A 23,898-nucleotide genomic window follows, 5' to 3' on the forward strand; every position below is an offset into this window, starting at 1 on the left:
CGCAATTACGCTCCGTTTCCGATGTTTGCTCCCGAAGATATTCTGTACGAGGACAACCACCTTTTGATCGTCAATAAACGGTGCGGCGACCTGGTGCAGCCCGATCCGTCGGGCGGCGATGCGCTCGAACGGCAGATCAAGGAGTTCATCCGGCGGCGCGATGCCAAGCCCGGCGAGGTGTTCCTCGGCGTGGTGCACCGTATCGACCGTCCCGTGAGCGGAGCCGTCATTTTCGCCAAAACGTCGAAAGCCCTCGCCCGCCTGAACGAGATGATCCGCCGGGGTGAGATCAAAAAGACCTATTGGGCGCTTACGGAGAGCCGTCCCGATCCCGAAGAGGGAGAGTTGTGCCACTATATCCTGCGTAACGAGAAAACCAACCGTTCGCGGGCGCTCGATGCGCCCCGGGGCGATGCAAAACTGGCGAAATTGCGTTACCGCACCCTGGGGGCGAGTGCCCGTTATACGTTGGTGGAGGTCGATTTGCTGACGGGGCGCCACCATCAGATCCGGGCGCAGCTCTCGAAGATCGGCTGTCCGATTAAGGGCGACCTGAAATACGGGGCTCGCCGTTCGAATCCCGACGGAGGCATTTCGCTCCATTCGTACCGTGTCGATTTCATCCATCCCGTGCGGCGCGAGCGGATCGTCGTGACGGCGCCCGTGCCGAAAGAAGATAATCTCTGGGCGTTCTTCGCCCGACAATTTTCATTGTTGCCATGCGAATTTTGATTCAACGGGTGCGCCGTGCGTCGGTTTCCATCGGCGGAACCCTCAAATCGGCCATCGGACCGGGTCTGTTGGTTTTCGTCGGTATCGAAGCCGAGGACGGCGAGGAGGATATCGAGTGGCTTGCGGGTAAACTCACCCGGCTGCGGATTTTCGACGACGAAAACGGGGTGATGAATCTCGACGTGCGGCAGGTCGGCGGCGAAATATTGGTGGTGAGCCAGTTCACGCTGCATGCCTCGACCCGTAAGGGCAACCGCCCGTCCTATATCAAGGCGGCCCCCGAAGCGATTTCCCGACCTTTGTACGAGCGGTTCGCCGCCGGTGTAGGCCGTGCGCTCGGGCGCGAAGTCGCTACCGGGGAGTTCGGAGCCGATATGCAGGTCGAGCTGGTGAACGACGGGCCGGTGACGATCTGGATCGACTCCCGACAACGCGAATGACTTCAGTTATTTCAAAGATAGTGAAAGATGAGCGCAATCGTGCGGGCTTGCACGCAGAGATTGCCGAATCGCATCCTATCCGAGGCTATGTCAAAGATATAAAAAGTTCGTTATGAAGAAGTATTTTTTGTGTATGGTCGCCTTGCTGTCGCTGGCGATCGTAGCCTGCGAAAGCGACGATACGGCGCCTGCGCCGACCGTGCGTCCGACTTTCGATCTGATCGACGCGCAGCCCGATGTGACGAGTGCGGTCGTGGCGGCCAACATCGAATCGAAGGGCGAAGTGCCCATCTCCGAAGTCGGCTTCTCCTACCAGGAAGCGGGCGGAGAGTACGTCGATGTGGTTTGTACGAATTTCAAGGACGGTCTGGCCCGGCAGACCCTGACCGGCCTGAAGCCCGACACCGAATATCGTTGGTACTGTTATGCCGTCTTGGGCGGCGAGCGGTTCAATGCGTCGCTGTCGAAAACGTTCAAGACCCTCAAGGAGGGGGAGGTGCCTCCGGCTCCGACGCCCCAGTTCGGCAAGCCTTCGGCTTCCGAGGTGCAGGCTACGAGCGCATCGCTCGCGTGCGCTTATCTATACACCGGTGATGCGGCCGATATTGCCGAAGCCGGTTTCGGATACAAGCCTGCGGCATCGGCCCAAACGGGATATACTATGGTAGAAATTACGCCGGACGACTCTTCGTTGTCGGCCCGTCTGGAGGAGCTGACGCCTGAAACGGCTTACGAGTTCTATGCCTATCTGGTGATCGACGGAAAGAATTACACCAGCGAACGGGTCGTTTTTACCACGTTGAAGGAGGGCGAGCAACCGGGAGCTCCGCAGTTCGAAACGCCTTCGTCGTCCGGGGTTTCTCCGACCGGAGCGACGCTTGCCTGCGTTTATGAGTACGAAGGCGACGGCGATGTTGCGGAAGCCGGCTTCGGGTATAAGGCCGGTGCGCAGGAGGAATATACCGAGGTGAAGGCTGCTTCGACGGCTTCGCCCCTGGCCTGTGAGCTGAACGGGCTCGAACCTGAAACGAAATACGATTTTTATGCGTATGTCGTTGTCGGCGACGAGCGTTATACGAGCGCCGTCGCGCAGTTCACGACCCTTAAAGCGGGTGAAAATCCCGAGCCGGAGTTCGGTCCCGTCGCTGCGACGGATGTGACCGCTTCGTCGGCCACCCTGACGGGCAGCTTCACCTATGAAGGCGAAGAAACGGTCGGCATCGAAGTAGGATTTGCTTACAAACCCTCCGGTGAAACGGATTACACGACGAAAACGGTGACGGCTTCGTCGGGAGATAAGCGTGCGGCCATTACCGGATTGAGTGCCGCGACCACCTATACGTTCCATCTGTACGCCTCGATCGGCGGCAAGCAGTATCGGAGCGAGGAGGGTACTTTCACCACTGAGAGCGGAACAGTCCCCCCCCCGGAAAACGTCTATCGTACCGGCTGGGCCGAGTTGCCGGTGGAGGTGCAGAACAGCGACTACTACTATGCGCATCATATTTGCCCGGATTTCTATGTCGGCAGCCAGAAAGCCCGCAATTATACGGTCTGCTTCAGCGCCGAGCACCACTGTCCGGTCTGGGTGGCCGCTCCGCGCCACGCTTGCTACGAGGTGAAAGGAACGGATCGTACGGACGCTTACAGTCGCGATCCGGATATTCCGTCCGGTATTCAATACAGCAGTAAATCGACCGGCGGCGGTTGCAACAAGGGCCATATGCTCGGTTCGGCCGAACGGCTCGTGACCCGGAAAACCAACGAACAGGTATTCTATTATTCGAATATCGCGCCGCAATATTCGTCGAACTTCAACAACGGCGGCGGGGCATGGAACAATCTGGAAAGTTTTGTCGATGCGCAGGTTTGCGCCGATACGACTTATATCGTGGTAGGCACCTATTTCGAACCTTTCACCGATGCTTACGGCAAGAGCTGCACTTCGTCGAAAATCGATTTCGGCGGACGCAGCGACGTGAGCCGGCCTTCGATGTTCTACTACCTGCTGCTGCGGACCAAGAACGGAAATACGAAAAAATCGGTGATGGATTGTGCCGCGAGCGAATTGAAGTGCGCCGCCTTCGTGCTGCGTCATAACATGGATAAAGGGCACGAGCCGCAGGCCAAAGATATGATGTCGGTGGCGGAAATCGAGCGATTGACGGGCTTTACCTTCTTCGCCAACGTGCCGAATGCGCCGAAGGATACCTACAATCCGTCGGACTGGGGCTTGTAGCGTTCCGAATGGAAACCCGGGTCTATTCTTGGGGCGACGGCCGACCCTGGCACAGCTACGCGGCGTATTGCCGGCGACATTTCGGCGGCCGGGTGCGTAAGATCGCGGTGGATGCCGGCTTGAGCTGTCCCAACCGGGACGGAACGATCGGATCGGAGGGGTGTACGTTCTGTGACAACAGGGCGTTCACCCCTTCCTACTGTTCGCCCCGGAAGAGCCTGACGCGGCAGATCGACGAGGGAATCGCTTTCCATGCGGCCCGAGGGCGGGATGAAGGGCTTTGTCTGGTCTATTTCCAACCTTTTTCCAATACGCACGCTCCTGTCGCACGGCTTCGGGAGCTTTATGCCGAAGCGTTGGCTCATCCCCGGATTTCGGGACTGGTGATCGGCACGCGGCCCGATTGCGTGGACGACGAGAAGCTGGATTTGCTGGCGGAGCTGGCACGGAAACGCTATGTGGCGGTCGAATACGGCGTCGAATCCACCTGCGACGAAACATTGCGGGCCGTCCGTCGCGGCCATGACTTCGCGGCGGCCCGGCAGGCTATTGCGGCGAGCGCCGCACGGGGGTTGCACGTCGGGGCCCATTTCATTCTGGGGCTGCCCGGCGAAGACGACGAAATGCTTCTTCGACAGGTGGAGCGGATCAATGCCCTGCCGCTCGAAACGGTCAAGTTCCACCAGTTGCAGCTCGTTCGGGGAACGACCCTTGCCGCGCAATACGACGCCGAGCCCGGCCGCTTCCGCCTGCGTACCTCCGAGGAGTATCTCTCGCTGGTGGTCGAGGTGTTGCGGCGGCTGCGTCCCGATATGGCTGTGGAGCGTATCGCCAGCGAAGTGCCGATGGGATTTCACCACTTGACGCAGTGGCATTTAACGCGGGTTTCCACCCTTTGGTCCCTGCTTGAAAAAAGATTAACGGCACGGAACGCGTATCAAGGCGAAATTTTTATACCTTTGCGCCGTTAAACCTTAATTGTTCAAAGAAAAATGACTCTGTTGAAGGAAAAAATAACTTTCGGGACGATTATGGGCGTAGTACGGGAATATTTCGTGATGACGATCGGTATTCTCCTCTACACGTTCGCGTGGATCGCCTGTATTCTGCCCGCACACGGTACCGGCGGCGGTGCCACGGGTGCGGCGCTGGTGTTGTGCGGGGCGATCGAAAACCTGTTCAACTTCCAGATTAACATCGGTACGATGGCGTTCATCGTCAATGGTATTCTGCTGCTGTTCGCAGGTTTCATCATTGGTTGGAATTTCGGTATCAAGACGATTTTCTGTATCATCGTGCTTCCTGCGTCGCTGAACTTTTTCCAGGAAACACTGCCCGGCGTGCAGGCGTGGCTCGCGGAACTGGGCGTTATCCCACCCGATGCGATCAGCCTGTTCGGTAATCTGGAACCGCTGCTGCTGGTCATCATGGGCGGTATGCTGTCCGGTGTGGGTATCTATATGTGTTTTCGTCAGGGCGGTTCGACCGGCGGTACGGATATCGTGGCGCTGCTGATCAACAAGTATCATCCGATCAACTACGGCCGTGTCGTGCTGGTGACCGATTCGCTTATCATCTGTGCATCGCTGCTGGTGGGCAACGGCATCGAGACGGTGATCTACGGCTTCCTGCTGACGGCGGTATTCGGTCTGAGCACCGATGCGTTGCTGGCGGGCAACCAGCAGTCGAATCAGATTCTGGTCATCAGCCATGAGCACGACCGTATCGCCGCAGAGATCGTCGAGAAGGCGCATCGCGGGGTGACGATGCTCAACGGCATGGGATGGTACACGAAAGAGTCGTCGCAGGTAGTGATGGTTATTTGCCGCAAACGCGAAACGGCCGACATCCTCAAGATCGTCCGCAACCTCGACCCCAAGGCGTTCGTTTCGGTGGCTTCGGTAACGGGTGTTTACGGACAGGGCTTCGGTATCATCGACGGCGGTATGCTCAACGGTATGAAGAAGAATTAGGGAATCTTCTTCGATTTGAAATAATACTCCTCGTCGATCCGGCGGGGAGTATTTGTTTTCCGGGAATAATGCGTAACTTTACCCGAAGAAAAACCGAATTGATTCCGTCGTTTTGCGGTTGCGGCTCGGCTCCGGACGGGCCGGTCGGTTCCGCAGCCTGAAAGCACTCCTTTTCGATCCTGCTACGACCATGCGCTATGCCGACATCGTACTTCCTCTGGCCCAGCCTCTCTACACCTTTGCGGTGGCGGAAGGCGTGACGCTTTGCGAGGGGATGGCCGTAGTCGTGCCTTTCGGCCGATCGAAGATCTACACGGGCATCGTCTGGCGGCTGCACGACCGGCGCCCCGATTTCAAGACCGTCAAGACCGTCTCCCGCGTGCTCTACGGTACGCCTCTGCTCGACGAGCGGCAGCGCCGTTTCTGGGAGTGGGTCGCCGATTATTACATGTGCACGCTGGGCGAGGTGATGCGCGTGGCGCTGCCGTCGCTGATGAAGCCGAGCGGACACGGCGAGGAGGAGTTTGCTGCCGACGAGTTCCGGCCCCGCCGGGAGTGGTTCGTGGCCCTGGCCGGCGAAGCGCTCACCGCCGACGGGCTGGCCGCCGCGCTGGAACGTATGGGGCGTCGTGCCCCCCGGCAGCGGGAGGCGCTGGAGGAGTTGGCTGCCCTTGCGCCCGACGGGGCGGAAGTCGCCCGGAGCCGACTCGCCGCCGATCGGACGGCTCTCGCTCTCCTGGTGAAAAAGGGGTTATTGACCTGTATCGAACGGGAGGTCGCACCCGGTCCGGTGACTGGCGGTGCGCAGTTTCGTCTGCCGACGCTTTCCGCTGCGCAGCGGAAGGCTGCCGAGGAGATCCGTGCCGTGTTTGCCGATCGCGCGACCGTGCTGCTGCGGGGTGTCACCGGTTCGGGCAAAACGGAAATTTATATGCACTTCGCTGCCGAGGTGCTGGCCCGGGGCGGACAAGTGCTGCTGCTCGTGCCGGAGATCGCTCTCACGGCCCAGTTGGTCGATCGGCTCCGGCAGGTTTTCGGCGAGCGGGTGATCGCCTATCATTCGAAACTCACCGACCGCAAGCGTACGGAGCTTTACCTCCGCCTGCGGGATTCTGCGGGCGGCGAGCTGGTGATCGGGGCCCGTTCGGCGATCTTCCTGCCGCTGCGCCGCCTGGAGCTGGTCGTGGTGGACGAGGAACACGATCCCAGTTACAAACAGACCGACCCGGCGCCCCGCTACCAGGCACGCGACTGCGCCGTGCTGATGACCCGACTGCTGGGGTGCCGTACGCTGCTGGGCAGCGCTACTCCGTCGCTGGAGAGTTATTTAAACGCTGCGACCGGAAAATACGGCAGCGTGGTACTGGCCGAGCGTTACGGACCGTCGCGGATGCCGCAGATCCTCGTGTCCGATACGATCCGTGCCGTGAAACGCGGCGAGCGGCATGCCCATTTCAACAAATTGCTGCTCGACCGTATGGAGGAGACCCTCGGCGGAGGCGGTCAGGCGATGCTTTTCCAGAACCGGCGGGGTTTCGCACCCTATGTCGAGTGCCGGGAGTGCGGCTGGACGGCCCGCTGTCCGGATTGTAATGTGACTCTCACGCTCCACAAGGGAAGCGGTCGTATGGTCTGTCACTATTGCGGTCATACGGAGCCTGTTCCGGCCAAGTGCCCCCATTGCCGGGTGACCGAACCCGTGCCGATGGGCTTCGGGACGGAAAAGGTCGAGGAGGAGATCGCCCGCGTTTTCCCCGAGGCGCGGGTCGCCCGGCTCGACCGCGACAGCGTTACCTCCGAGCGTGCTTTCCGGCAGATCGTCGAGGCCTTCGCCCGGGGCGACGACGATATTCTGGTGGGGACGCAGATGATTACCAAAGGATTCGATTTCGGCGGCGTGGAGCTGGTCGGTGTGCTCAACGCCGACAATCTGCTCAACAATCCCGATTTCCGTTCGGCGGAGCGTGCATTCCAACTGCTGATGCAGGTGGCGGGCCGCGCCGGTCGGCGCGAAAATCCCGGAACGGTCGTGATCCAGACCGCTGAGCCGGGACATCCCGTCTTGCAACAGGTGATTGCGGGCGATTACGAGGCGATGGCTCGTCAGCAGCTCGCCGAGCGGAAAGCGTTCTTCTATCCGCCCTATGCACGGCTCCTGAACCTGTTGTTGCGTCACCGCGATCCCGTGACGCTGCGCCGTGCGGCCAACGCCCTGGCCGCCGCCCTGCGCGAACGGTTCGGGCGGCGCGTGCTGGGACCCACGGCCCCGCCCGTCGATCGGGTACGGGGCGAGTATCTGGCGACCCTGCTGCTGAAGGTCGAGGCGGGGGCTTCGCTGGCCCGGGCTCGCGAGGCGGTGCGCGGGATTCTCGACCGGGTGGTCAAAAGTCCCGAATGCAAAGGCGTTACGATTCTCTGCGATGTCGATCCTCAATGATATAAAGGGGCTTTTTCTGCCGCCTGTCTGTCCCGTATGCGGCGGCGAGTTGCACGAGGGCGAGGGTGCTTTCTGTATGATGTGCCGTACGTTGGCACCCCAGACCGGATTCTGGCGCCGTGCGGACAATCCGCTGGCCGAGCGGCTGCGCAATGAGTTTCCCGTCGTGCAGGCCTCGGCTTTTCTCTGGTTCGTTGCGGGCAGTCCCTGGCAGCGGGCCATTCATGGTTTCAAGTATTACAACCGCTGGCGCACGGCCCGCGACCTGGGTGCCTGGTATGGCGGCAACCTTGCCGACAGCGGACTGTACGGAAGCGTGGACTGCATCGTTCCCGTGCCGCTTCATACCCGGCGGTTGCTGGCCCGGGGGTACAATCAGGCTGCCTATATCGCCGAGGGGATCGCTTCCCGGATGGGAGTGCCGGTGGAGGATCGGGCGGTCAGTCGCCTGCGCAACAACCCGAGCCAGACGACCCGTTCTTCGGCCGGGCGCTGGGAGAACGTACGCGACTTGTTTGCGGTCGCGCGGCCCGGAGCGTTGGCCGGACGGCACGTGCTGCTGGTCGATGACGTGGTGACTACCGGTTCGACGCTGCTTTCCTGCACCGAAGCTCTCCTTCGTGCGGTGCCCGACTGTCGGGTCAGCATTGCTGCACTGGCCGTTTCGCGCCGCCATTTCGGATTGGATCGGTAACTTCGATCGAGTAGTCTTTGCATTGACAATGAGGTGTTTCGGTTGGATTTTGCTCCGGCCAGGTCCGAACGGGTTTGGCTTGTCACTTACCTTTCGCTATCTTTGTAGAAGATAGGATGCGCCTCGGAAAACTGGGAACAAGTTCCTGTTTTCTCTCGGCTTTCGCTATCTTTGCAGCGCGAAATTTGTGTTTTATAATATTTTTCCGGCGGGGTGCAATGTATCTCGTCGGGCTTTTTTAACTGTCGATTGAGCTATGTTTCGTATCGTTTTGCTGTTGTTTGCCGGAATCGGAGCGGGCTATCTGCTGCGCAACTGGTCGTTTGTGGCCAGGCTGGAGCGGGGAGTATCGCTTACCGTGTGGGCCCTGCTCTTCGTTTTCGGTGTTACGATCGGTTCCAACCGCGAACTGATCGTCAATTTCGGACGTTTCGGCTGGCAGGCCGCCGTGATCGCCTGCCTCGGCGTCGCCGGGAGTTTCGCGGCGGTATTCGTCGTCCGGCGTTACTTTTTCCGGAAAGGAGGGAGCGATGAGAGATAGTCTGATCGTTTTCGTTTTTTTTGCAGTCGGCGTGGCGCTCGGTTATGCCGATGCCGTCCCGACGTGGCTGTTGGATCCCGATCTGCCGATGATTATTCTTTCGGTGATGGTGGTGCTGGTCGGCTTGGGACTCGGGGCCGGCGACAATCTGCACTATATGCTGCGCACGTTCAACTGGCGGATGCTCCTGTTGCCGCTTTGTACGATCGTCGGCACCCTGCTCTTTTCGGCGCTCGGCGTGCTGGTGCTCCGGGGATTCAGCCTGACGGACTGTCTGGCCGTAGGCAGCGGTTTCGGCTACTATTCGCTTTCGTCGGTGCTGATCGCCGACCTGAAGAGCGCGACGCTCGGCGTGCAGGGCGCCGCCGAGTTGGCGACGGTCGCTTTGCTGGCCAACGTCGTGCGCGAGATGATCGCCCTGTTCGGAATGCCGCTGTTCGCCCGCTGGGGCGGTCCGCTGGCCCCGATCTCGGTGGCGGGCGTGACTTCGATGGACGTGTGTCTGCCTTCGATCGCCCGTTATTCGGGCAGCGACCTGGTGCCGCTGGCCATCCTGCACGGCATCGTACTGGAGGTGTGCGTGCCGATTCTGGTCGGTGCCTTTTGCTGACCGAAGGGACCGTAAAAAAGAATCGACAGAAAGCCCCTTTTTATCGACATCTTTCCGGCCCGGGAGAATCCCCTGCCGGGGATCGTTCGATTGTAAACAGATTTTTCGACAAAACGGGGTCCGGGGCGTTTTGATATGTCGCCCCGTTTGTCTATTTTTGAAAGTTGAAATCCACGTAACGAATGGCTAAAGAATATACCCCCGCTTCGCGCAACCGCGAAGCGTTCGCTGCAATGACCGATACCCCCGGCAACGTGCCTCCGCAGGCCGTCGAACTGGAGGAGGCGGTGCTCGGCGCTCTGATGCTCGAGAAGGATTCGATCATCACCGTGCAGGAGTTCATCACGCCCGAGGCTTTCTATACCGAAGAGCATCGGACGATCTACCGCGCGATCGAGGAGCTCTCGACCGAACTCAAACCGATCGACCTCTATACGGTCACCGAGCGGCTGAAGGTCCGCAAGGAGTTGCAGAAGGTGGGCGGTGCGTCGTACCTGGCGCAGCTCACGCAGAAGGTGGGCTCGGCGGCCAACGTGGAGTTCCACGCCAAAATCATCGCCCAGAAGTACGTGCAGCGGGAGCTGATCCGCTCCGCGACCGAGATCCAGCGCCGTTCGTACGACGAATCGACTGACGTGACGGAGTTGATCGGCTATGCCGAGAGCGAAATCTTCAAGGTGGCCGAAGGTCACGTCAAGCGTTCGGTACAGTCGTCCAAGGATTTGCTGGCCAAGGCGCTGATGCAGATCGAGGAGGCATCCAAGAACACGTCGGCCTTCAACGGCGTGCCTTCGGGTTTCATGGCCATCGACCGCGTGACGCTCGGCTGGCAGTTGTCGGACCTCATCATCGTGGCGGCACGCCCTTCGATGGGTAAGACCGCCTTCGTGTTGTCGATGGCCCGCAACATGGCCGTCGATCACGAACGTCCGGTGGCGTTCTTCTCGCTCGAGATGTCTTCGGTGCAGTTGATGATGCGCCTTATCATCGCCGAAACGGGTATTCCGGGCAACGATATCAAGAGCGGCCGTCTTACGCCCGAGCAGTGGCGCCACCTGGAGTCGGCGACCAAGCCGCTGGGGGCGGCCCCCCTTTACATCGACGATACGCCGGCGTTGTCGGTCTTCGAATTCCGCTCGAAAGCCCGGCGTCTGAAGATACACAACGACATCCAGATCATCATCATCGACTATTTGCAGTTGATGACCGGCGGAACGCAGGATTCGAAGGGCAACCGCGAACAGGAGGTGGCTTTCATCTCCCGCACGTTGAAGGCCATCGCCAAGGAGTTGAACGTGCCGATCATCGCCCTCTCGCAGTTGAGCCGTGCTACGGAGCTGCGCGGCGGTTCGAAACGCCCCCAGCTTTCGGACCTGCGCGAATCGGGGGCCATCGAGCAGGACGCCGACATCGTGGCTTTCATCCATCGTCCCGAATATTACGGTATCAATCAGGACGAGAACGGTATGCCGACGGCGGGTATGGCCGAGATCATCATCGCCAAGCACCGTAACGGTGCGGTCACGGATGTCAATCTGCGTTTCCTGAAGGACCAGGCCCGCTTCGCCGATGTGGACGAAACGCTGATGCCGGAGGCGGGCAGTCGCCCTGCGCCGGGGCAGTACGAGGATGTATCGAGCGGTTCCAATTCCGGGCTGGGCGGCTTCGGCGGCGTGCCCGAGGAGTTCCTTACGCCCGGTGTGTCGGGGGCGCCCGTGAATCTGAACGAGGAGGAGCCGTTTTAGCGGAGCCGGCTCCGGTTTCCGCGTCCGGTTTTGCCGCATTCGCGGCGGGGGCGCCGCTCTGGAAGTGCGGGTCCGGAAATTCGGACCGGAGCTGGAGGAAGATCGCTTGATTGTATAGTGAAAGATCGATAATATGTTCGTCAGTACGTATGCAGGGGCTGTTGCCGGGATCGACGCCGTGAAGGTGACCGTCGAGGTCAATCTCACCGGGGGCGGTCTGGGACTCTATTTGGTCGGACTGCCGGACAACGCCGTCAAGGAGAGCGAGCAGCGTATCCGGGCGGCTTTCGAGAATACCGGTCGCAAGATGTCGGGCCGCAAGGTCGTGGTGAACCTCGCTCCGGCCGATCTGCGCAAGGAGGGGGCGGGTTTCGACCTGCCGATCGCCGTGGGGATTCTCGCCGCGATGTCCGAGGTGAGCGGGGAGTTGCTTCCGACGACGATGTTCGCGGGCGAGCTCTCGCTCGACGGAACGCTGCGGCCCGTACGGGGTGTGCTGCCCCTTGCGGTCAAGGCCCGGGACGAGGGGTTGCGGCGGCTCGTGGTGCCGGCCGAAAACGCCGCTGAAGCGGCGGTCGTGGAGGGGGTCGAAGTGTACGGTCTGCACTCCCTGGGCGAGGTGATCGCCCTGCTGAACGGGGAGCGGAGATTCGATGCGACGGTGCCGGTGGATGCCGAGGCAACTTTGGCGTCGCAGAGTGCCTATGCCGAGGATTTCGCCGACGTGAAAGGACAGACGGCCGTAAAGCGGGCGCTGGAGATCGCGGCGGCCGGAGGACATAACGTGTTGATGATCGGTGCGCCCGGTTCGGGTAAGACGATGCTGGCGCGGCGCATGCCGACGATTCTGCCTCCGCTCAGCGTCGAGGAGGCGTTGGAAACGACCAAGATACACTCCGTGGCGGGAAAATTGGGCGCAGAGAGGGGATTGCTCTCGCAGCGTCCGTTCCGTGCGCCGCATCACATGACTTCGCAGGTGGCGCTGATCGGCGGCGGACAGTCGCCCCAGCCGGGCGAGGTGTCGCTGGCGCACAACGGAGTGCTGTTCCTCGACGAGCTGCCCGAATTCGGACGCAGCGTGCTCGAAGTGCTGCGGCAGCCGCTGGAGGATAAGAAGATCATGGTTTCGCGGGCGAGATACAGCGTGGAATATCCGGCCAATTTCACCCTCGTAGCGGCCATGAATCCCTGTCCCTGCGGGTATTACAACCACCCGACCAAAGAGTGCACCTGCCCGCCGGGTGCGGTGCACCGTTATATGGGACGTATTTCGGGCCCGCTGCTGGACCGCATCGACTTGCAGGTCGAGGTGACGCCGGTGGCTATCGGGGAGATTTCGCAGGTGCGGCCTTCGGAGCCGAGCGCCGCGATCCGCGAGCGGGTGATTCGGGCGCGGGAGGTGCAGGCGGAGCGTTTTCGTGGGGTGCCGGGCGTGCATACGAACGCCATGATGAATGCCAGAATGCTGCGCGAGTTCTGCCCGCTGGATCAGGCGGCGCGGGAGCTGCTCGAACGGGCGATGGTGCGGCTCGATCTTTCCGCCCGTGCCTACGACCGGATCGTGAAGGTGGCCCGCACGATCGCCGATCTGGAGGGGACGGCCGACATCGGTGCGGCGCATCTGGCCGAGGCGATCAACTACCGTTCGCTCGACCGGGGAAGTTGGGGCCGGTAATCGAATGGGGATGTTGCGATGAAGAAGTGGAAACCGGAAAGGAGGGACGGATTGCTGCTGCTGGGCATCGGGCTCGGTGCGGCGGTGGGACTGTTGCGCGGTGCGGTGCTCGCGTGGCTGCCGGTGGGCGTGGCGCTGGGGCTGTGTCTGCGGGGCGGGGCCGGAACCCGCAGCGGAAGCGGTAAGGATTCGTTAGGAGATATTTCGGATAAAAATCAGGAATTTTATGCCGGCGGGGATGCGTCTGCCGAGGCTGGAAACGAAAATAAAATATGAAAAGAGTCATTGTTTCGGGCGGCGGCACGGGCGGTCATATCTATCCTGCCGTGGCTGTGGCCGAAGCGCTCCGACGGCGCTTCGGGGAGGAAGTCGAGATCCTCTTCGTCGGTGCCGAAGGCAAGATGGAGATGGAGAAGGTGCCTGCATTGGGATACCGGATCGTCGGTCTGCCCGTTGCGGGCTTGCAGCGCCGTTTCGATTTGAAAAACCTGGCGGTGCCCTTCAAGGTGCTCAAAAGCATCCGCAAGGCCCGGCGCACCATCCGCGACTTCGGGGCCGATGTGGTCGTCGGTTTCGGAGGGTATGCCAGCGGCCCGGTGCTGTGGGCGGCGCAGCGGATGGGGATTCCGACCGTGATTCAGGAGCAGAACTCCTATGCGGGAGTCACCAACAAGCTGCTGGCCAAGCGTGCCCGCACGATCTGCGTGTCGTATGAGGGAATGGAACGCTTTTTCCCGAAAGAGAAGATCGTGATGACGGGCAACCCTCTGCGGGGACGTTTTTCGAAAGCGGGTGCGGATCGCCGCGAGGCGCTGGCGCATTTCGGCTTCCGGGACGATCTGCCGGTGCTGCTCGTCGTGGGCGGGTCGCTCGGTACGCGGACGCTCAACGAGATGATGAAGGTCTGGGTTCTGCGGCAGGGCGATGCTTCGCCGGTGCAGGTGATCTGGCAGACAGGCAAATATTACGAGCGGGAGATGCGCGAGTTTTTGGCGCAGCATCCTACGGCGAATATCTGGCAGGGGGCATTCATCGACCGCATGGATTACGCTTATGCGGCGGCCGACCTGGTCGTTTCGCGCAGCGGGGCCTGCACGGTGTCGGAACTCTGTCTGGTGGCCAAGCCGACCCTTTTCGTGCCGTCGCCCAACGTGGCGGAAGACCACCAAACCAAGAATGCTCGGGCGTTGGCCGACAAGGGGGCTGCGCTGCTGATCCCCGATTCCGAGGCGGTCGCCCGGGTCATGGACGAGGCGGTCGGGCTGTTGAAGGATCCGGCCCGTTTGTCCGAGTTGAGCCGCAATATCGAGGCGCTGGCCATCCCCGATTCCGCCGAGCGGATCGTGAATGAAATCGAAAAACAGTTGCCGCAGTCGAAATAGAGCCGCCGGGAGCGACCGAGCGGGGAAAATAGTGCCGGGCGGAGATTGTGCGAATCCTCTGCCGGGCGTAAACAACGAAGAAGAAACCGACGAATGAAAGAGTTTTCTACTATTGCGAATGTTACGAGCGGGCGGGAGGAACGCCGGACTTGTTCGACCGCAGCCGGGTGCGGCGAACGGCGGGAACGGCTCAACGTATATTTTCTCGGAATCGGGGGGATCGGCATGAGTGCTCTGGCCCGGTATTTCCTCCACGAAGGCCAAAGGGTGGCGGGGTACGACCGGGTGCGGTCGCATCTCACGGACCAGATCGAGGCCGAAGGAGCCGTTGTTCACTATGAGGAGGATCCGGCGCTGATTCCGGCTGATTTCCGGGATCCGGCCACGACGATCGTGGTCTATACGCCGGCTGTTCCGGCGGATCATACCGAGTTGCGCTGGTTCGAAGAGCATGGTTTCGAGATCGTCAAGCGTTCGCAGATGCTGGGGTATCTTTCGCAGGGGAAGTTCGTGATGGCGGTGGCCGGTACGCACGGCAAAACCACGACCACGACGCTCGTGGCATGGCTCAACCACCGGGTGACGGGCGGCGGAAGCGCTTTCCTGGGCGGTATTTCGCGGAATTTTTCGAGTAACCTGGTGCTCGGCCGGGGGCGGCGTCTGGCGGTCGAGGCCGACGAGTTCGACCGTTCGTTCCTGCGGCTGTGGCCCGACGTGGCGGTGGTCACCTCGGCCGATGCCGATCATCTGGATATTTACGGTACGCACGAGGCATTGCGCGAGGCTTTCTCGCAGTTCGTCGGACAGATCCGCGAAGGCGGGGCGCTGGTCGTCAAGCGGGGTGTCGATCTGAAGATCGGGAACCCCGGTATCCGGGTTTACCGCTATTCGTACGACGAGCCGTGCGATTTTTACGCCCGTAACGTGACGCTGCTCGAAGGCGGCCACTACCGGTACGATCTGGTGACGCCCGGCGGCGTTGTCGAAGGGTGCACGCTGGGTATTCCCGGTTGGGTCAATATCGAGAATGCCGTGGCGGCCGTGGCGGCGCTCTGGTGCGCGTCGGAGCGGGACGGCGAGCCGCTGGATGCGGAGCGTCTGCGGGAGGCGCTGGCCTCGTTCGAGGGGGTCAAGCGACGTTTCGAATTTTATGTCAATACGCCCCGGCAGGTTTATATGGACGATTACGCCCACCACCCGCGCGAGTTGGCGGCGGCGATCACTTCGGTCAAGAAGATGTTTCCGGGGCGGCGGCTGACGGCGCTTTTCCAGCCGCACCTCTACACCCGCACGCGGGATTTCTACCGCGAGTTCGCCGAGGCGCTCTCGCATGCCGACCGGGTGGTACTGCTGCCGATCTATCCGGCCCGCGAGGAGCCGATTCCGGGTGTGGAGTCCGAGATGATCGGCCGCCTGCTGACGGTGCCTTGGACGATCTGCGACCGTGCGGAGTTGGCCGAAAAGGTGGCTGCGATGGATACCGATGTAGTCGTCAGCTTCGGCGCGGGCAATATAGACGCCTGCTGCGGGGCACTGGCAGAAAAATTGCGGGAAAAAGCCTGATTCGCCGTCTGCCGGAGACGATCTGTTTTTTTCGAGGCCGTGTCCGTCGCGGCCGTACCGGGCGGGAAGTAAACGCCGGGATGAGATTCAACCATTGACGAATGCCGAAATACCTGAAATATACGCTTCTTGCACTGCTTTGGGGCGGTGTGGCCGCTTATTTGCTCTATGCGGGAGGCAAGGTGCGCCGTCATTGTGCGGAGCAGCCTGTGACGCGCATCGAGGTCGAAGTGGTGGACAGCACCTCGCAGTTGCGGCTGGTGTCGGAAGCTACCGTTCGGGGGTGGCTCGCCCGCAGCGGCATCAAAACCGTCGGCGAGAAGATCGGTGCCGTGCGGCTGGATGCGCTGGAACGGCTTATCGCCCGCAATGGATTCGTCGCCGACGCCCGGGTTACGGTTTCCTATTCGGGCGTGCTGCATGTCGCCGTCTGGCAGCGGACGCCTCTGATGCGGCTGTTGATCGACGGCTATAATTCGTACGTGACCGAGGAGGGCTATCTGTTTGCAGTGCCCCGTGCCTCGTCGGTTTATGTGCCGGTGATTACGGGTACCTACCGTCCCCCGTTCCCGGCCTCCTATGTGGGGTATGCGGCGGATTACAGGCGGGAGCAGATGCAACAGATAGACGATAAGATCGCGGAGTTGGAACGGGAAAAATACCCTCTTTACCGACGGGAGCTGAAGAACGATGAAAATATCCGTTCGCTGCGGCGGATGCTGATTAAAAAGAGATGGTTCGAATCTTCGGAGTCCTTCGGCGAGCGGGTGCGGGAACTCCGCAAGCACAAGGAGCAGTTGCGCCGCAAATATCGCTATGAGGCTCAGGTGATTCAGTCGGCGATCGACAAAATTTCCGAAAAACAGGAAGCCGAGCGTCGCCGACAAAAAATTTTGGCGAAAAGGTACGAAGATTTCTCGAAACTGACTACCTTTGTAAAATGGATGGAAAACGACGATTTCTGGCGGTCGGAAATCGTTCAGATAACGGCCCGCACCACTGAAAGCGGGGCTATCGACCTGGAACTTACGCCCCGGAGCGGCAACTATACCATCCTTTTCGGCCGCTTGGACGATGCCGAGCAGAAACTGGATAAGTTGCTGCGGTTTTACCGGGAGGGACTCGGAAAAGCCGGATGGGATCGGTACCGGACGATCAACGTGAAGTACGCCGGGCAGGTCGTCTGTACGGAGTGGTAAGGTTTTCGAGATGCAGGAGCCGGATCTGCCTGCGGAATATGTGCCGGGCAGGGAAGAGGCTGGGAAACGATTCAATGAAAAAATAGATAGAGCACAGTGGAAAAAAAGAGTTATACGGTAGCCATCGACCTCGGTTCTTCGAACGTGGTGGTCGCTGTCGGGTCGAAACGCGAAGACGGAACGCTCGGTATCGAAGCCGTCGTTTCCAAACCGGTCGAGGGGGTCAAGGCCGGCCGGATCGATAATATCGAACAGGCGGGCAATGCCATCCGGGAGGCTGTCGCCGAGGTGGAATCGACGCTCGGCGTTCGAATTACGGAGGCTTATGCCGGCATTTCGGGCGAGTTCGTCCGTTGTGCCCGCCATACCGACCACGTCTTTACCTACGATCCCCAGAACGGGGTGAACCAGGGCGATGTAGATGCCCTGTTCGATCGTATGCGCAACGTCCAGGCCCCCGACGACGAAACGATCATGGAGCGTATTCCGCAGCATTATATGGTGGATGATGCCGAGGAGGTGCGCAATCCGGTCGGTTCGTTCTGCAAGCGGTTGTCTTCGACTTTCAACTTCATACTTTGCGGCAAGACGCCGCTGCAACGGCTCGACATGGCTCTCCGGCGGCTCGGTATCCGTATGTTGGGGGTATTCCCCAATGCGCTGGCGACGCCCGAAGCCGTACTCTCTTCCGATGAGAAGGAGGAGGGGGTGGCCGTCGTGGATATCGGTGGAGGCGTGACCGACGTTGCGGTTTATTACCGGGGCGTGCCGCGTTACGTGGCGACGATCCCGATGGGAGCGAGCGCCATCAACCGGGACATCCGTTCGCAGAGCATTCCCGAGAAACATGTCGAGAGCCTCAAGTGCAAATACGGTTCGGCTGTTGCCGAGCTCGCTCCCGAAGACAAGCTGATCCGCGTGAGCGGTCGCACGGCCCGCGAAGCCAAGGATATTCTGCTGCGCAACCTGGCCACCGTCATCGAGGCCCGGGCTACCGACATCGTCGAATTCGTGCAGCAGGAGATCCGGGATTCGGGGTATGCCGAGCGGTTGGCCTACGGCATCGTGCTGACGGGCGGCTCGGCCCGACTCAAGGATATAGACGAATTGTTCCGTCGTGTGACCGGCATGGACGTTCGTATCGCAAGCGCCGAAACAGGCATCAGCGAAGATTCGCGCGAGGCGGTTGCGAACCCTGCGTTCGCCACGGTCGTCGGACTGTTGCTCAAGGGGGCCGGCATGGGTTCGTGCAACGTGATCGAGGACAAGGCGGGCCTTTCGCCCCGTCGCCCTGTCCCGCCGACCTCTGTGCCGGGATTCCAGCCTCCGCAGCCCCAGTCGCGGCCGCAACCCCAGCCCTATGCGCCGACACGGCCTTCTGCGGAAACGGTCAATGCGGCGTATGCGCGTCGGGAGGCTGCCCGTGCGGAATCCGCAGCGGCCGAGCCCGAGGCGGACGATGCCGGAGAGGAGCCCGCGCCTCAGGCTCCCGTGCAGGAGCCGGTGAAAAAGGAACGCAACTGGCGGAGTATTTTCAAGCGGACGCTCGACAAGATCAACGAGGGCTTCAATGCCGCCGATGACGAGGAGATTTAACGATTAAGACAAGAGAAACGAAACGATATGACAGACGATGTAATCACCCAGTTGGCCGCTGCCCGCACGAATCCTTCCATTATCATGGTAGTCGGTGTCGGCGGTGCGGGCGGCAATGCCGTGAATCACATGTGGAACCTGGGGATCAAGGGCGTGGACTTTATGGTCTGCAACACCGACCAGCAGGCGCTCGACAAGAGTCCCGTGGAGCTGAAAGTCCGGCTCGGCAGCGAGGGATTGGGCGCCGGCAACGACCCTGAAAACGGACGCAAGGCCGCCATCGAGTCGCTCGATGTGGTGCGCCAGCGTTTCGAGGCGTCGGGGACCAAGATGGTCTTCATCACCGCCGGTATGGGCGGCGGTACGGGTACGGGCGCTTCGCCGGTGATCGCCAAGCTGGCCAAGGAGATGGGAATGCTGACCGTCGGCATCGTCACTTCGCCGCTGGCCGTCGAAGGCAAGATCCGTTACGAACAGGCGTTCCGGGGCATCGAGGAGCTGCGTCAGAACGTCGATTCGCTGCTGATTATCAACAACGAGAATATTCTTGAAATATACGGCCGTCTGGCCTTGAAGCAGGCTTTCGGCAAGGCCGATGACATCCTGGCTTCGGCTGCGAAGGGCATCGCCGAGATCATTACGGTCGAGAGCGACCTGGTGAACGTCGATTTCGCCGACGTGTCGAAGGTGATGCGGGACAGCGGTCGCGCGCACATGAGCGTAGCGACGGCCGAAGGCGACAACCGGGCCGAGGCGGTGGCCGAAGCGTCGCTGCATTCGCCCCTGTTGGATCACAACCTGATTTCCGGAGCCCGCAACATTCTGCTCAATATCTCGGTGGCCAATGCCGAAGAGCTGATGTACGAGGAGGTGGTGCGGATTCTGGAGTATATCCAGGCGCATGCCAGCGTCGAGGACGAGTCGGGCAACATTCACAACGCCAATATCATCTGGGGTACGAGCGAGAAACCCCAGTTGGGCAATGCCATCGAGCTGGTGGTGGTGGCGACGGGATTCGAGGGCGACGAGGAGAAGCGGATGATGGAGACGGTCATTCCGCCCGCACGGATCGTCAAGCCTGTCCCGGAAGGTGCCGACCCTGCCGGAAAGCCGGTGTTGGAACCGGTGGGCAAGCCCGGCAAGGCCACTCCGCAGACACGCCCTCTGGAGCAGGTGATCCTGGGCGAGAAATCGACCCGTTACAGCAATATCGACCAGATCCTCGCCAAACCGGCTTATCAGTCGCGTAAGGCGCAGTTCATCGTCGAGATGCCTGCGGGCCGCAAGGAGGTGCTTAAGGAGGAGAAGGGTGCTGCGGAGCGTGCGGAGGAAAACCGCTCCGAGTCGCTGTTCGATTAACATAAAACGGATTGGATTTGGAAGATAGTGCTGCGGCCATCATCTATCACGGCATGACGTTTCATGTCGTGGTGCTGTGTTGTGTGACTTTGTTCCTGCTATTGGTTTCGGCGTTGGTTTCCGGCTCCGAAACCGCTTTTTTTTCGCTTTCGGGCAACGATGTGCGCAAGATCCGGCGGCACGATACGCCGGTTTGCCGGCGGATGCTGAATCTGCTGGGCAAGGCCGATCTGCTGCTGGCTACGATTCTGGTAGTCAATAACCTGGTCAATATCGGTATCGTTATCCTCTCTTCGGAGATCATCGATTCGCTTTTCACTTTCGCCCGTTTCGAGTTTCTTTTCAAGACGGTGATCGTGACGTTCCTGCTGCTGCTTTTCGGGGAGATTCTGCCTAAAGTCGCGGCGCAGACGATTCCTTTGCGGTTCGCCGGTTTCGCTGCGCGGCCCCTTTTGGTGCTGCGATGGATTTTTTATCCGTTGTCGTATGTGCTGGTGCGCACCGGAAACCGTATCAGCGAGCGGGCTGCCCACCATCAGGAAATTTCCATCGGCGAACTGGCCGATGCGATCGATATGACACGCACGGCCTCCAAGGAGGAGCACGGGATGCTTTCGGGCATCGTCAGCTTCGTCAATACCGAGGTGCAGGAGATCATGAAACCCCGGGTGGATATTACGGCCGTTGCCATCACGGATTCCTATGAACAGGTCAAGCAGACCATCATCCGGTCGGGTTTCTCGCGCATTCCGGTTTACGAGGGCGATTTGGACAATATCAAGGGAACGCTTTATGTCAAGGATCTGCTTTCGCATATCGACCGGGGCGACGAATTCGGCTGGCAGCAACTGATCCGCAGGCCCTATTTCGTGCCGGAGCACAAGAAGATCAACGACCTGCTGGCCGATTTCCAGAACCAGAAGATCCACATGGCGATCGTCGTCGATGAATACGGCTCGACGCAGGGCCTCGTGTCGCTCGAAGACATCGTCGAGGAGGTAGTGGGTGAAATTTCGGACGAAAGCGACAAGGACGAAGTGTTTTATACCCGTTTGGACAAAGATACCTACCTGTTCGACGGCAAGACCCATATCGGCGATTTCGAACGCATTGTGGAGATTGCCGAAGGTACTTTCGCCGATGTCAAGGGGCGTGCCGAAACACTGGCCGGTCTGATGCTCGAACTGAAGTGCGACTTCCTGAAAAAGGGGGATACGGTAACGGCTCACGATGTGCGGTTCACTGTGGAGGAGATCGAGGGACACCGCATCGACAAGATCAAAGTCCGTCTGCATGGATAATATCCTTTGTATCGAAAAGGTTTTGTCCTGGGAACGGTTGCTGCGGCTGGTGCCCGAACGGGATCTCCGGTTGGCTGCGGCGTTGAAGCCGGCTTCCCGCCGCGAAGAGTTTCTGATGTGGCGGTCGATTGTTTACCGTCGTCTGCCGGATGCCGAAATCGCATATAATGCGGTCGGAGCTCCCGTCGTATGCAATTATCCCCTCCATATCGGAGTTTCCCACTGCCCCGGATACGTTGCGGTCTGTTTCTCCGACCGTCCATGTGCCGTCGATATCGAGCCGCTTGCCCGCGATTTCGGTCGGGCGGCAGCCCGCTTTGCTTCTGCCGAAGAGCGGCAGTTGTCCGACAGTCCGCTGTTGTTGCCGGCCCTCTGGTGCGCCAAGGAGACGCTTTACAAATATTCGGGGCGGCGGAACCTCGATCTGCTCCGGGATTTACGGATCGAGCGTTTCGATCCGGACGAAGGCCGGATGACGGGCCGTATTTGCGGGGAATCCGCATTGGAAATCGGACTTCGGAGGGAGGAGGAGCTTCTTGCAGCCTATATCTTGGTGTGATTATGCTTGCAGGCGTAATTCGGTTCGGGACTTTCGGGGTGTCTGTCGTTCTATAATGGAGGTTCCGCCGAGGAGTTGATTTTCGGACGCTTGGGGCGCTGTCTGCGGCGCCGGATGCAAGGATGCCGCCCGGCAGCTTCGAGGCGGGGCTTCGGTGCTCTTGAAATTTCGGATCGTCTGTTGGCAGACCGTTTTGCCGCCGGGGAGGGATGTCGGGCGGCCTGCGGAGGATTCGGAACCTTCTTCCTGCCGAAATGGGACGAATACCCTCCTCCTTGCCGGAAGTTTCACAAATCCTTTTTCGTATCGGGCGGCCGGAAATCGAACCTCCTGCCGACGAAATCCGGTCGGTCGGGGCGTTATTCCGAATGTTATTGTTATTTTTGTAACGATGAAACAGGCTGTCACCCCGCTTCGTTTAGGTTCCGACCGGATTTCGTCGCTGCTCGTCCGTTATGCGATCCCTTCGATTATCGCGATGACCTCTTCGTCGCTCTACAACATCGTCGATAGCATTTTCATCGGACACGGCGTCGGTCCGATCGCCATTTCCGGCGTGGCGCTTTCGATGCCTCTGATGAACATCGCGTCGGCTTTCGGGTCGTTGATCGGGATCGGTGCTGCGGCGCTCACCTCGATCCGGCTGGGGCAGGGACGCCGGGAGGCTGCCGAGGGGGTGTTGGGCAATGTGGTGTTGCTCAATTTTCTGGTAGCGGCGCTTTTTACGGCCGTAGGTCTGTTGCTGCTGGACCCCATTCTCTGCTTCTTCGGGGCGAGCGACGCTACGATCGGTTATGCACGAGATTTCATGCAGATCATTCTCGGCGGTACGATCGTTACCCATATGTATTTGAGCCTGAACGAAGTGATCCGTGCTTCGGGTTATCCGAGGAGAGCCATGGCGATTATGCTGACGGCCGTCGTGTTGAACTGTCTGCTCAATCCGCTGTTCATTTTCGGGTTCGGCTGGGGTATTCGCGGTTCGGCGGCCGCGACGGTGCTGGCCCAGGTCGCGGCGCTCTCGGTTTCGCTCATCCACTTCTCTTCCCGGGGAAGTTTCATCCGGTTCGAACGGGGGATTTTCCGCTTGCAGGCGTCGGTCGTGGGCAAGATCTTTTCTATCGGTATGGCTTCGTTTCTGCTGCACCTCTGTGCTTCGGCGGTAGTGATCGTCGTGAACAAATCGCTCCGGGAGTACGGCGGCGACGTGGCGATCGGGGCGTATGGCATCATTTATCGGGTGGCGATGCTCTTCCTGATGATCGTTTCTGGACTGAATCAAGGCATGCAGCCCATCGTGGGGTACAATTACGGCGCCCGGCGGTACGACCGGGTGTTGAAGGTCCTGCGGCAGACCGTCGTGTGTGCGGTTTGCGTGACGACGACGGGATTCCTGCTGGGACAGCTCTTTCCCCGGCAGGTGGCGATGCTCTTCGTCGATGCTGCGGACGGAGCTGCGGCCGAGCGGATGATCTCTACGGCGGCCGAGGGGCTGCGGATCGTGTTGTGCGTTTTCCCGATCGTCGGATTCCAGATCGTGACTTCCAATTTTTTCCAATATATCGGCAAGCCGCACAAGGCGATTTTCCTCTCCCTCACGCGGCAGATGCTGTTCCTCATCCCGCTGCTCCTTGTTTTGCCGCCGCATCTCGGTACGCTGGGTGTCTGGATGTCGATGCCGATTGCCGACGGTACGGCCTCTCTGCTGGCCGCCGTGCTGCTCTTCTACCAGGTTCGTAAATTCAGACACCGGCCCCATGCGGAACGGAGTATCTGAGTTTTTTGAAAATATCGATTACAGACTCTTTCGGTGAATTGATGGGGCATTCGCTCGATCCGGGAAATACGACAGA

General features: G+C 60.2%; 20 protein-coding genes. All 20 read left to right on the top strand.

Annotated features, from left to right (window positions below):
• The first annotated feature begins 21 nt into the window (after positions 1–21).
• The 20 genes from ALIPUT_RS07985 (at position 22) to ALIPUT_RS08080 (ending at position 23,822) form a co-directional block, all read left to right on the top strand.
• Positions 22–732: an RluA family pseudouridine synthase gene (locus ALIPUT_RS07985; RefSeq protein WP_004329359.1), complete on the top strand. Its 711-nt coding sequence runs from the start codon at positions 22–24 to the stop codon at positions 730–732.
• A complete protein-coding gene (gene dtd, locus ALIPUT_RS07990; RefSeq protein ID WP_004329360.1) occupies positions 720–1,172 on the top strand; it encodes a D-aminoacyl-tRNA deacylase in 453 nt (150 codons plus the stop codon). Before ALIPUT_RS07985 ends, dtd begins: the two co-directional genes overlap by 13 nt.
• A 112-nt stretch (positions 1,173–1,284) precedes the next feature.
• On the top strand, positions 1,285–3,411 hold the full coding sequence (locus tag ALIPUT_RS07995) for a DNA/RNA non-specific endonuclease (RefSeq protein ID WP_004329362.1): 2,127 nt from the start codon (positions 1,285–1,287) through the stop codon (positions 3,409–3,411).
• Positions 3,412–3,419: 8 nt separating this feature from the next.
• On the top strand, positions 3,420–4,382 hold the full coding sequence (mnmL, locus tag ALIPUT_RS08000) for a tRNA modification radical SAM protein MnmL/YtqA (protein ID WP_004329363.1): 963 nt from the start codon (positions 3,420–3,422) through the stop codon (positions 4,380–4,382).
• Between the two features lie 60 nt (positions 4,383–4,442).
• Entirely contained in the window at positions 4,443–5,384 is a 942-nt protein-coding gene (locus tag ALIPUT_RS08005; protein ID WP_040293713.1) for a YitT family protein, read from the top strand.
• A gap of 190 nt (positions 5,385–5,574) precedes the next feature.
• A complete protein-coding gene (gene priA / locus ALIPUT_RS08010) occupies positions 5,575–7,821 on the top strand; it encodes a replication restart helicase PriA (protein WP_004329366.1) in 2,247 nt (748 codons plus the stop codon).
• Complete coding sequence (locus tag ALIPUT_RS08015) at positions 7,805–8,515, top strand: ComF family protein (RefSeq protein ID WP_004329367.1); 711 nt, start codon at positions 7,805–7,807, stop codon at positions 8,513–8,515. Before priA ends, ALIPUT_RS08015 begins: the two co-directional genes overlap by 17 nt.
• Positions 8,516–8,771: 256 nt before the next feature.
• Complete coding sequence (locus ALIPUT_RS08020; RefSeq protein WP_004329368.1) at positions 8,772–9,056, top strand: LysO family transporter; 285 nt, start codon at positions 8,772–8,774, stop codon at positions 9,054–9,056.
• Positions 9,046–9,666, top strand: a complete 621-nt coding sequence (locus ALIPUT_RS08025) for a LysO family transporter (protein WP_004329369.1) — start codon at positions 9,046–9,048, stop codon at positions 9,664–9,666. The genes ALIPUT_RS08020 and ALIPUT_RS08025 overlap by 11 nt, the downstream gene beginning before the upstream one ends.
• A gap of 182 nt (positions 9,667–9,848) precedes the next feature.
• Positions 9,849–11,411, top strand: a complete 1,563-nt coding sequence (dnaB, locus tag ALIPUT_RS08030) for a replicative DNA helicase (RefSeq protein WP_004329370.1) — start codon at positions 9,849–9,851, stop codon at positions 11,409–11,411.
• Between the two features lie 133 nt (positions 11,412–11,544).
• The gene (locus ALIPUT_RS08035; RefSeq protein ID WP_004329371.1) at positions 11,545–13,086 is read left to right on the top strand and encodes a YifB family Mg chelatase-like AAA ATPase; all 1,542 of its coding nucleotides are present in this window, start codon (positions 11,545–11,547) and stop codon (positions 13,084–13,086) included.
• Between the two features lie 18 nt (positions 13,087–13,104).
• Positions 13,105–13,362: a hypothetical protein gene (locus ALIPUT_RS08040; protein ID WP_004329372.1), complete on the top strand. Its 258-nt coding sequence runs from the start codon at positions 13,105–13,107 to the stop codon at positions 13,360–13,362.
• Positions 13,359–14,468 carry an undecaprenyldiphospho-muramoylpentapeptide beta-N-acetylglucosaminyltransferase gene (gene murG / locus ALIPUT_RS08045; protein ID WP_004329373.1) on the top strand — a complete coding sequence of 370 codons (1,110 nt, stop codon included), beginning with the start codon at positions 13,359–13,361 and terminating at the stop codon, positions 14,466–14,468. The genes ALIPUT_RS08040 and murG overlap by 4 nt, the downstream gene beginning before the upstream one ends.
• A gap of 93 nt (positions 14,469–14,561) precedes the next feature.
• A complete protein-coding gene (gene murC, locus ALIPUT_RS08050; RefSeq protein ID WP_004329374.1) occupies positions 14,562–16,031 on the top strand; it encodes a UDP-N-acetylmuramate--L-alanine ligase in 1,470 nt (489 codons plus the stop codon).
• A gap of 101 nt (positions 16,032–16,132) precedes the next feature.
• Entirely contained in the window at positions 16,133–17,230 is a 1,098-nt protein-coding gene (locus ALIPUT_RS08055) for a cell division protein FtsQ/DivIB (RefSeq protein WP_004329375.1), read from the top strand.
• Positions 17,231–17,326: 96 nt separating this feature from the next.
• Complete coding sequence (gene ftsA / locus ALIPUT_RS08060; protein WP_004329376.1) at positions 17,327–18,826, top strand: cell division protein FtsA; 1,500 nt, start codon at positions 17,327–17,329, stop codon at positions 18,824–18,826.
• Positions 18,827–18,853: 27 nt separating this feature from the next.
• Entirely contained in the window at positions 18,854–20,185 is a 1,332-nt protein-coding gene (gene ftsZ, locus ALIPUT_RS08065; protein WP_004329377.1) for a cell division protein FtsZ, read from the top strand.
• Positions 20,186–20,238: 53 nt separating this feature from the next.
• Positions 20,239–21,486, top strand: coding sequence for a gliding motility-associated protein GldE (gene gldE, locus ALIPUT_RS08070; protein WP_370797610.1), 1,248 nt, complete (start codon positions 20,239–20,241; stop codon positions 21,484–21,486).
• Positions 21,479–22,045 (top strand): 4'-phosphopantetheinyl transferase family protein, encoded by a 567-nt coding sequence (locus tag ALIPUT_RS08075; RefSeq protein WP_004329379.1) that lies wholly within the window; start codon positions 21,479–21,481, stop codon positions 22,043–22,045. Before gldE ends, ALIPUT_RS08075 begins: the two co-directional genes overlap by 8 nt.
• A 391-nt stretch (positions 22,046–22,436) precedes the next feature.
• On the top strand, positions 22,437–23,822 hold the full coding sequence (locus ALIPUT_RS08080; RefSeq protein ID WP_004329380.1) for an MATE family efflux transporter: 1,386 nt from the start codon (positions 22,437–22,439) through the stop codon (positions 23,820–23,822).
• Positions 23,823–23,898 lie beyond the last annotated feature (76 nt).

The organism is Alistipes putredinis DSM 17216, from assembly GCF_000154465.1.
Taxonomy (GTDB): Bacteria; Bacteroidota; Bacteroidia; order Bacteroidales; family Rikenellaceae; genus Alistipes; species Alistipes putredinis.

Bases quoted from the DNA above. Each gene is read 5' to 3' on its own strand.
- priA (WP_004329366.1), top strand. From the start codon at position 5,575: ATGCGCTATGCCGACATCGTACTTCCTCTGGCCCAGCCTCTCTACACC.
- ALIPUT_RS07995 (WP_004329362.1), top strand. From the start codon at position 1,285: ATGAAGAAGTATTTTTTGTGTATGGTCGCCTTGCTGTCGCTGGCGATC.
- ALIPUT_RS08035 (WP_004329371.1), top strand. From the start codon at position 11,545: ATGTTCGTCAGTACGTATGCAGGGGCTGTTGCCGGGATCGACGCCGTG.
- ALIPUT_RS08005 (WP_040293713.1), top strand. From the start codon at position 4,443: ATGGGCGTAGTACGGGAATATTTCGTGATGACGATCGGTATTCTCCTC.
- ALIPUT_RS08025 (WP_004329369.1), top strand. From the start codon at position 9,046: ATGAGAGATAGTCTGATCGTTTTCGTTTTTTTTGCAGTCGGCGTGGCG.
- ALIPUT_RS08040 (WP_004329372.1), top strand. From the start codon at position 13,105: ATGAAGAAGTGGAAACCGGAAAGGAGGGACGGATTGCTGCTGCTGGGC.
- ALIPUT_RS08075 (WP_004329379.1), top strand. From the start codon at position 21,479: ATGGATAATATCCTTTGTATCGAAAAGGTTTTGTCCTGGGAACGGTTG.
- ALIPUT_RS07985 (WP_004329359.1), top strand. From the start codon at position 22: ATGTTTGCTCCCGAAGATATTCTGTACGAGGACAACCACCTTTTGATC.
- mnmL (WP_004329363.1), top strand. From the start codon at position 3,420: ATGGAAACCCGGGTCTATTCTTGGGGCGACGGCCGACCCTGGCACAGC.
- ALIPUT_RS08015 (WP_004329367.1), top strand. From the start codon at position 7,805: ATGTCGATCCTCAATGATATAAAGGGGCTTTTTCTGCCGCCTGTCTGT.
- murC (WP_004329374.1), top strand. From the start codon at position 14,562: ATGAAAGAGTTTTCTACTATTGCGAATGTTACGAGCGGGCGGGAGGAA.
- ALIPUT_RS08080 (WP_004329380.1), top strand. From the start codon at position 22,437: ATGAAACAGGCTGTCACCCCGCTTCGTTTAGGTTCCGACCGGATTTCG.
- murG (WP_004329373.1), top strand. From the start codon at position 13,359: ATGAAAAGAGTCATTGTTTCGGGCGGCGGCACGGGCGGTCATATCTAT.
- dtd (WP_004329360.1), top strand. From the start codon at position 720: ATGCGAATTTTGATTCAACGGGTGCGCCGTGCGTCGGTTTCCATCGGC.
- ftsZ (WP_004329377.1), top strand. From the start codon at position 18,854: ATGACAGACGATGTAATCACCCAGTTGGCCGCTGCCCGCACGAATCCT.
- gldE (WP_370797610.1), top strand. From the start codon at position 20,239: ATGACGTTTCATGTCGTGGTGCTGTGTTGTGTGACTTTGTTCCTGCTA.
- dnaB (WP_004329370.1), top strand. From the start codon at position 9,849: ATGGCTAAAGAATATACCCCCGCTTCGCGCAACCGCGAAGCGTTCGCT.
- ALIPUT_RS08020 (WP_004329368.1), top strand. From the start codon at position 8,772: ATGTTTCGTATCGTTTTGCTGTTGTTTGCCGGAATCGGAGCGGGCTAT.
- ALIPUT_RS08055 (WP_004329375.1), top strand. From the start codon at position 16,133: ATGCCGAAATACCTGAAATATACGCTTCTTGCACTGCTTTGGGGCGGT.